The organism is Pseudoxanthobacter sp. (genome assembly GCF_036822375.1).
Classification (GTDB): Bacteria; Pseudomonadota; Alphaproteobacteria; order Rhizobiales; family Segnochrobactraceae; genus Pseudoxanthobacter.
Map to the genome: position 1 here is coordinate 1 of NZ_DAISHT010000170.1, position 7,312 is coordinate 7,312.

Sequence of the window (7,312 nt, forward strand, 5' to 3'; positions counted from 1 at the left end):
AGGTGCGCGGCCGCGACGTGGCGATGATCTTTCAGGAGCCGATGACCTCGCTCAATCCGGTGATGAGCATTGGCGCGCAGCTTGAGGAGGCGATCCGCACCCATCAGGGCAGCGCCGATGCCGCCGCGCGGGCGCGCGACATGCTGGACGCGGTGCGCATCACCGATCCCGCGCGCCGGCTGAAGCAGTTTCCCCACGAGCTTTCCGGCGGCATGCGCCAGCGCGTGATGATCGCCATGGCGCTGTCGTGCCGGCCGAAGGTGCTGATCGCCGACGAGCCGACCACGGCCCTCGACGTGACGGTGCAGGCCCAGATCCTGACGCTGATGCGCGAGCTGAAGGGCACGTTCGGCACCTCCATCATTCTCATCACCCACGACATGGGCGTGGTCGCCGAAATGGCCGACCGCGTGGCGGTGATGCAGGCCGGCCGCATCGTCGAGGCGGCCGGCGCGGTGCCGCTGTTCACCGCGCCGCGGCAGGCCTATACCCGCGCGCTGCTGGCCGCGGTGCCGCGCCTCGGCGCCCGCAGCGGCACCGACGGCCCGCCGCGCGTCACGGCCGCCGCGCCCGCCCCCCGGCCGACGGGGGAAAGCCCGGTGCTGTTCGTCCGCGATCTCAGCGTGCGCTACGGCGCCGCGAAGGGCTGGTTCGGCCGGGCTGCCGCGGGCGGGCCGCCGGCGGTGGAAGGGGTTTCCATCGCGCTGTTTCCCGGCCGCACGCTGGGTCTGGTGGGCGAGAGCGGGTCGGGCAAGTCCACCACCGGCAAGGCGGTGCTGGGGCTGATCCCGTTCGGCGGCGACGTGGTGATCGACGGCGAATCCGTCTCCGGGCTCGGCCGCCGCCAGCCGCAGACGCTGCGGCGCAAGGCGCAGATGATCTTTCAGGACCCCTACGCCTCCCTCGATCCGCGCATGTCGGTGGGCGCGGCCATTGCCGAGCCGCTGGTCATCCACCGCATCGGCAGCGCGGCGCAGCGCCGCGAGCGCGTGGCGGACCTGCTGGCCCGCGTCGGCCTTTCGCCCGATCACGCCAGCCGCTATCCGCACGAGTTCTCCGGCGGCCAGCGCCAGCGCATCTGCATCGCCCGCGCCCTTGCGCTGGAACCGAAGCTGATCGTGGCCGACGAGAGCGTGGCCGCCCTCGATGTGTCGGTGCGCGCCCGGGTGCTGGACCTGATGCTGGAACTGCAGGAAACGATGGGCCTCGCCTATCTCTTCATCTCCCACGACATGGCCGTGGTGGAGCGCATGAGCCATGACGTGGCGGTGATGCGCGGCGGGCGCATCGTGGAGGCCGGCAGCCGCCGCGCAGTGTTCGAAACCCCGAAGGAAGCCTACACGCGCGACCTGATGGCCGCAGTGCCGCTGCCCGACCCCACCCGCCGGCGCCCGGCCGCCTGAGGCCGGGCCCCTCAGACCACGGCCGCCCGGCCGCCTGAGGCCGGGCTCTCAGACCACCGCATCCGGCCCGGCGGTCAGCCGCCCGGCCCAGGCCGGCACGGTCTCGCTCGCCGGGCCGTAGAAGCGCTCGTCGAAATAGCCGGCATTGTCGGACGGGTCGAGATTGAGCTCGCAGGTGCGGATGCCGAGCTGACGGGCTGCCGCCACGAAGCCCGCCGCCGGATAGACCGAGCCGGACGTGCCGATGGCCACGAACAGGTCCGCCTCCTCAAGGGCATCGTGGATCTCGTGCATGTAGAGCGGCATCTCGCCGAACCACACCACATGGGGCCGCAGGGTGCCGGCGGCCCGGCAGGCCGGGCAGACATCGTCGCCCCCGATATCGTCCTGCCAGGGCGAGGCCGCGCCACACTGCAGGCAGCGCGCCCGCAGCAGTTCGCCATGCATATGCACAACGTTGTGCGAACCGGCGCGCTCGTGCAGGTCGTCGATGTTCTGGGTGCACAGGAAGAGCGAGCCGCCCCGGCGCTCCAGCGCCGCCTCCAGCCGCGCAAGGGCGAAATGAGCGGCGTTGGGGCTCGCCGCCCGCGTGTTGCGGCGCCGGGCGTTGTAAAAGGCCTGCACCAGATCGGGGTCGGCGGCAAAGCCCTCGGGGGTGGCGAGCTTCATCGGATCGAACCGCGCCCACACCCCGTCGGTATCGCGAAAGGTGCCAAGACCGCTTTCGGCCGAACACCCGGCCCCCGTCAGCACGAACAGGTTCATCGTCCGTCACCCCCAGCGCCTCTGCCATCCCGGCGCTTCTGCCATCCCGGTACCGCGGTCATCGCGGTGCCGCGCCGCAGACCATACACCATCGCCCCGCTCAGCGCGGCGCGGTGCCCGGCTGCACCGTGACGGTGGCCGACAGGCCGGCGGCAAGAAGCACATCCTCCGGCACCGGGTCCAGCGCGATGCGCACCGGAATGCGCTGGGCCAGCCGGATCCACTGGAAATTCGGGTCGACCTTTGCCAGAAGCGCGCCGCCGATCGCCGCCGGATTGGCGATGGCATGGCTGACGCCCTGCACCGTGCCCGGCAGCGTCACGCCGCCGGCCATCAGCCGCACACCGGCCCGGTCGCCGTTGCGGATGGCGGGCAGCTTGGTTTCCATGAAATAGGCCGCGACATAGAAGGAGTCGCTGTCCACCAGCGCCATCACGCCCTGCCCGCGGGCCGCGAAATCGCCGACGGTGGCGGTGAGGTTGGTCACATAGCCGTTGACGGAGGCCCGCACGGTGCTGCGCTCCAGATTGAAGGCCGCCAGATCGCGTTCGGCCTGCGCCAGCTGCAGCGCGGCGGCCGCCTCCGCCGCCCGGCTGCGGGTGGTCTCGACCGCCTGCCGCGAGATCGCGTTCGGATCCTGCGCCATCAGGTCGGCATCGCGCTGCGCGTCGTTGGCCGCCAGCTTCAGCGCCGCCGCACTGTCGGCCACGCGCGCCTCGGCCTGCGACAGCGCCAGCTCAAAACGCCGCGGATCGATGACGAACAGCACATCGCCCTTCTTCACCCGCTGATTGTCGACAACGGGGATCCCGGTCACCAGACCGGCCACGTCGGGGGCGACATCCACCACATTGGCCTGCACCAGCGCATCGCGGGTCCACGGCGACAGGGTGTAGAACACCCACAATTTCCAGCCGACGACGATGGCCGCCAGCGTGACGGCGAGTGTGAGCGCCGGACGCGCAATCTTCCCGATCATCGCCATGCCTGCCCCCCGCCCAGCACGGCCGCGCCGGTCACGATCACATAAAGCGCCAGATTGAACAGCGACCGGTGCCAGACATAGCGATAGAGCCCGAAGCGCCCCATCGCCCAGCGCGCCAGCACATAGGGCGGCAGGCCGGCAAGGGCCCAGAAAAAGCCGGGCGGCAGGTAGAACCCGAAGAACGACAGGGTGTGGAACAGGGGCAGGCTCGGTGTGTCCATACTCAGGTCCGGCAAGACTCGTGTTTGCGGAAAATGGAACGCGCGTTTGCGAAAAGCGACCCTCACGTTCGGGAAAAGCGCCGTTCGAGGAACGGCCGGTCGATGTCGAAGCGGTCGTCGATGAAGCGCAGGCCGGCCGCCGCCGACAACAGGCGGGCGCGGGCCGCCGGCTGCGGCGGCAGCGGCTGGCCGGCAAAGGCGCTGCGCAGCCCGGAGACCGCCGCCCGCGCCTCTGAAAGCGCGGCGTCGACATCGCGGCCGGGATCGGCCAGCGAGGCCAGAGCCGCAGCAAAGGCCTCCAGCCCCTTGCCGAGCGCGGCAGCGACCGCCGGCGGCATCGCAGGATCGCGGGCGAGACCGGCAAGGCGGCCCAGCTCGCGCGCCGCCGACGCCGCACCGAGGGTGCCGCGCAGAAAATCATCGTCGCCGGGCCGGCCGGTGGCAAGCCGCGGCAGCAGCGCCATCAGCAGCGCCAGCACCTCGCGCGCGGCCGCCCGCGACGGCTGCTGCCCGCGCGCCGCCGCCGGCAGGATGCGCGTCATCACCACATGCCAGCTTTCTCCGCGGGCTGCCTGCGATGTCACGGGAAACAATGCCAGCACCGCCATGCACACGATCATGCCGACGATCATCGCCGCGGCGGAATTGACGAACGCCGTCTCGTCCGGCACCACCGAATTGCCGATGGTGATCTGCGCCATGAAGAAAATGCCGAACGCGAAGCCCGCCGCGGAGAGGGCCGGCGTGCCGGCCATCAGCGCCGCCACCACCAGCACCGGCATGAGGGCGAGGGCAAGGGCCGTGAAATCGGCCGCGAGCGGCAGCACCACAATCATCGTGCCATAGGCCGCGGCGATGCCGAGGTTCATCCACACCAGATAGGTGTACGCCTTCGGCAGCGGGTTATCCTGATTGACGGTGGAGAACAGCAGGATCGTCGCACCGGAAATCGCGGCCATGCCCATGTCCCACCCTGTCGCCATCCAGAACGCGGCGATAAGGACGAGGGCGAGGGCGGCGCGCAGGCCGATCAGTCCCGCCTCGCGCAGCGTCTGCCGCGCCAGCGCCGGGCCCGCGCCGCCGCGCCCGGCGGCGGCCGGTGCCGCGGGGCCCCGCCCGGTGCGCAGGCCCGTTGCCTCGGTCACCATCACCACCGACAGGGCATGCAGCAGATCGCCCGCCCGGCTGACCACCAGAAGGGCGTTGGCAAGCGGCCCGAACGGCACCGTGCCCGCCAGGGCGTTGAGGTCGGCCGCGGCGGCTCTGAGGTCGGCCCGCGCCGCCGCAAGCTGCCGGCGCACGGCCGCCGGATTGCCCAGCACCGTCGGATCGGCCGCAATGGCCTCCAGCATCCGCCGCGTCGCCTCCAGCACCGGGTCCATCCGCTGCCGGATGGCGGCGGTATCGTCGCGGCGAAAGTCCTCCAGCCGGAAGAACAGCCCGCGGCCGATGGACAGCACCGTCAGAAACTCGCGCACCACCCGGCGCAGGCTCCGGTCGTCGGCATGCATCTCCGGCGCTTCGAACAGCGTATAGGAGCGCAGGGCATCGAACTGGGTGACGGCACTCACCATGCGCCCCCGCAGGGCGACGAAGGTTGCCGGCGGCACCGAGGGCTGCAGCGCCAGCGCACAATAGCCGGCAAGGCCGGAAAAGACGGTCGCCAGAGACTCGCGCAGCGCATCGCCGGCATAGCGCGGCATCACCAGCGCACCGGCCGCCGTGCTGCAGGCAATGCCGATCAGGATTTCGCTCACCCGGTCGCCCGCGATCCACCACGCCGCCAGCGGATCGGCCGAGCCCTCGAACGAAATCAGCAGCGCGGTATAGGCGCCCAGCACCGCGCCATAGGACGCGAAATTGCGCAGACGCGCCGCGATAAAGAAGCACAGTCCGACAAAGACCGCTGTGGCCGCCACCAGCAGCGCCGGCGCCTGCGAGAACAGCCCCACCAGAATAAGCCCGGTGGTGCCGCCGCACACCGTGCCGATCGTGCGCCACACGCTTTTTGCCACCACCGCGCCGACGGTCGCCTGCGACAGCAGAAAGACCGTGATGGTGGCCCACTGCGGCTCGCGCAGTTCCAGCGCATAGGCGATGGCCAGCGCCAGCAGGGCAGACGCCGTCGTGCGCAGCGCGAACACCACGTTGCGCCAGCCGGTGTCGACCGGCAGGGCGAAGAGGCGCGCCCGGCGCTGTGCCTGTGCCGGTTCCATCCCTGCGTTTCTCCCCCTCTGCCCGGCCGCGGCCTGCGGCCCGCCCCGGATGTCTGCCACCGCTGCGGAGATCGCCGTCTCCCGCAGACCCTCCACTTGTACACGCAGACCCCGCACCGGGAAAACCGCCGCGGCGGCACCGAATCACTTGACCCGCCCTGCGGAAAGGCGGCCCCATGAGCGGTGCACATGGTGTCCCGCGGCGCATCCGGCGTCCGGGATGAAACGGGAATGGGGAAGGACCGTTCAGACGGCCCGAAGCCCCAACCGCCCCCGCGACTGTGAGCGGCGAGCGACCTTCAGACCCGCGTCACTGGACGCCCCTTCCGGGGCGGCCGGGAAGACAGAAGGTTCGTGACGACCCGCAAGTCAGGAGACCGGCCCTGTGCCTGTTCCAACCCCGGCCGTCGGGTGAGACGGCGGAGGAGATCGTCATGCATATTGAACCGGGCCTCGTGGCCGACGGAAAGATCTGGCTTAGCTATGTCACGGCGCTTGGCGCCGGCGGCTGTGCGCTGAAGCTTGCGGCCGATACCGTGCGTGAGCGCGGCCTCGTTTCGCTGGCCGCGCGCAGCGTCGTCGCCACCGCGCTGGTATTCTCGTTCTTCGAGGTGCTGCCGCATTATCCGGTCGGCGTTTCCGAGGTGCATCTTATCCTCGGCTCCACGCTGTTCCTGATCTTCGGTGCCGCGCCGGCCGCCATCGGCCTTGCGGCAGGGCTGGCCATTCAGGGCCTGTTCTTCGCCCCCTTCGACCTGCCGCAGTACGGCATGAACGTCACCACGCTGCTGGTGCCGCTGTTCGGCCTCAAGGCGCTGGCCCGCCACGTCATCGCGCCCCATACGCCCTATGTGGACCTGAAATACCGGCAGGCGCTGGCACTCTCCACCGCCTATCAGGCCGGCATCGTGGCGTGGGTGGCGTTCTGGGCGTTCTACGGTCAGGGTTTCACCGCCGCCAACGCCGCCTCGATCGCCTCGTTCGGCGGGGCCTACATGCTGGTGATCGTCATCGAGCCGCTGGTCGATCTGGCCGTGCTGGCCGCCGCCAAGCTGCTGTGGAGCCTGAAGGGCAGCTTCTTCTTCGAGAAGCGGCTGTTCGAGGCCGCCTGAGCGGCCGCGGCCCGGCGGCACGGTGCGCCGGCCTGTCCCATCGCGGGAAGGGACAGGAGCCGGCCCCGGCCGGGCCGCAACACCGGCGACGCGCAACCCGCGTCGCCGGCCGGTCTTCAGACCCTTTCAGTCCTTCCCCTCTCGGGCCGGACTGTCTTCAGCCCGCCAGTCCTCAGCCCGCCAGTCCGTCGTCGTCGTCATCGTCGAGATGGACGTGGTCCATGCGCTTCCAGAACAGCACCGTGTCGCACGGCTCGCCATCGGGAAACAGCGCATAGCCCGGAATGCTGCCGACCTCGCGCCAGCCAAGCCGGCGATAGAGCCGCTCTGCCGGGCTGCCGATGGCGGTATCGAGGGTGAGCAGCGTGCGGCCGTGCAGGCCGGCTTCCACCTCGCAGCGGCGCATCAGCGCTTCGCCCACGCCGCGGCCGCGCGCCGAGCGGCGCACCAGCAGCTTCGTCACCTCCGCCCGGTGCATCTGGTTCGGCGGCATGCCCAGCACGAGCTGAACGCAGCCGACCGAAACGCCGTCCTCCAGCGCCACGATCAGCATGCGGTCGCCGCGCGCCACCTCGTCGATGACGCGGATCCAGAACGGCACCGCGCTCCA

The 7,312-nt window shown here is 70.7% G+C and carries 7 protein-coding genes and 1 riboswitch; of the genes, 2 read left to right on the forward strand and 5 right to left on the reverse strand.

Features of this window, described 5'->3' with window-relative positions; genetic code table 11:
* On the forward strand, window positions 1–1,403 hold a 1,403-nt coding region (locus V7067_RS13655), incomplete at its 5' end, for an ABC transporter ATP-binding protein (RefSeq protein WP_334176456.1).
* A gap of 48 nt (window positions 1,404–1,451) precedes the next feature.
* On the opposite strand, the gene V7067_RS13660 is transcribed toward V7067_RS13655, so the two are convergent.
* The 4 genes from V7067_RS13660 to V7067_RS13675 all read right to left on the reverse strand — a co-directional run bounded on the left by V7067_RS13660 (window position 1,452) and on the right by V7067_RS13675 (window position 5,590).
* Window positions 1,452–2,168 (reverse strand): NAD-dependent deacylase, encoded by a 717-nt coding sequence (locus V7067_RS13660; RefSeq protein WP_334176457.1) that lies wholly within the window; start codon window positions 2,166–2,168, stop codon window positions 1,452–1,454.
* 100 nt (window positions 2,169–2,268) lie between these two features.
* Window positions 2,269–3,153 (reverse strand): efflux RND transporter periplasmic adaptor subunit, encoded by an 885-nt coding sequence (locus V7067_RS13665; RefSeq protein ID WP_334176458.1) that lies wholly within the window; start codon window positions 3,151–3,153, stop codon window positions 2,269–2,271.
* Window positions 3,144–3,374, reverse strand: coding sequence for a DUF1656 domain-containing protein (locus V7067_RS13670; RefSeq protein WP_334176459.1), 231 nt, complete (start codon window positions 3,372–3,374; stop codon window positions 3,144–3,146). Before V7067_RS13670 ends, V7067_RS13665 begins: the two co-directional genes overlap by 10 nt.
* A gap of 62 nt (window positions 3,375–3,436) precedes the next feature.
* Window positions 3,437–5,590, reverse strand: a complete 2,154-nt coding sequence (locus V7067_RS13675) for an FUSC family protein (protein ID WP_334176460.1) — start codon at window positions 5,588–5,590, stop codon at window positions 3,437–3,439.
* Between the two features lie 173 nt (window positions 5,591–5,763).
* A riboswitch (cobalamin riboswitch) is annotated at window positions 5,764–5,991 on the forward strand.
* A 33-nt stretch (window positions 5,992–6,024) separates the two neighbouring features.
* Here V7067_RS13675 and V7067_RS13680 point away from each other — a divergent pair.
* A complete protein-coding gene (locus V7067_RS13680) occupies window positions 6,025–6,702 on the forward strand; it encodes an energy-coupling factor ABC transporter permease (RefSeq protein ID WP_334176461.1) in 678 nt (225 codons plus the stop codon).
* Between the two features lie 172 nt (window positions 6,703–6,874).
* Here the strand turns inward: V7067_RS13680 and V7067_RS13685 are convergent.
* The coding region (locus tag V7067_RS13685; protein WP_334176462.1) for a GNAT family N-acetyltransferase at window positions 6,875–7,312 on the reverse strand (438 nt) is incomplete at its 5' end.

What these genes read in the sequence shown, in the direction of transcription:
- V7067_RS13660 (WP_334176457.1), bottom strand. Translation starts at nt 2,168, where the DNA reads ATGAACCTGTTCGTGCTGACGGGGGCCGGGTGTTCGGCCGAAAGCGGT.
- V7067_RS13665 (WP_334176458.1), bottom strand. Translation starts at nt 3,153, where the DNA reads ATGGCGATGATCGGGAAGATTGCGCGTCCGGCGCTCACACTCGCCGTC.
- V7067_RS13670 (WP_334176459.1), bottom strand. Translation starts at nt 3,374, where the DNA reads ATGGACACACCGAGCCTGCCCCTGTTCCACACCCTGTCGTTCTTCGGG.
- V7067_RS13675 (WP_334176460.1), bottom strand. Translation starts at nt 5,590, where the DNA reads ATGGAACCGGCACAGGCACAGCGCCGGGCGCGCCTCTTCGCCCTGCCG.
- V7067_RS13680 (WP_334176461.1), top strand. Translation starts at nt 6,025, where the DNA reads ATGCATATTGAACCGGGCCTCGTGGCCGACGGAAAGATCTGGCTTAGC.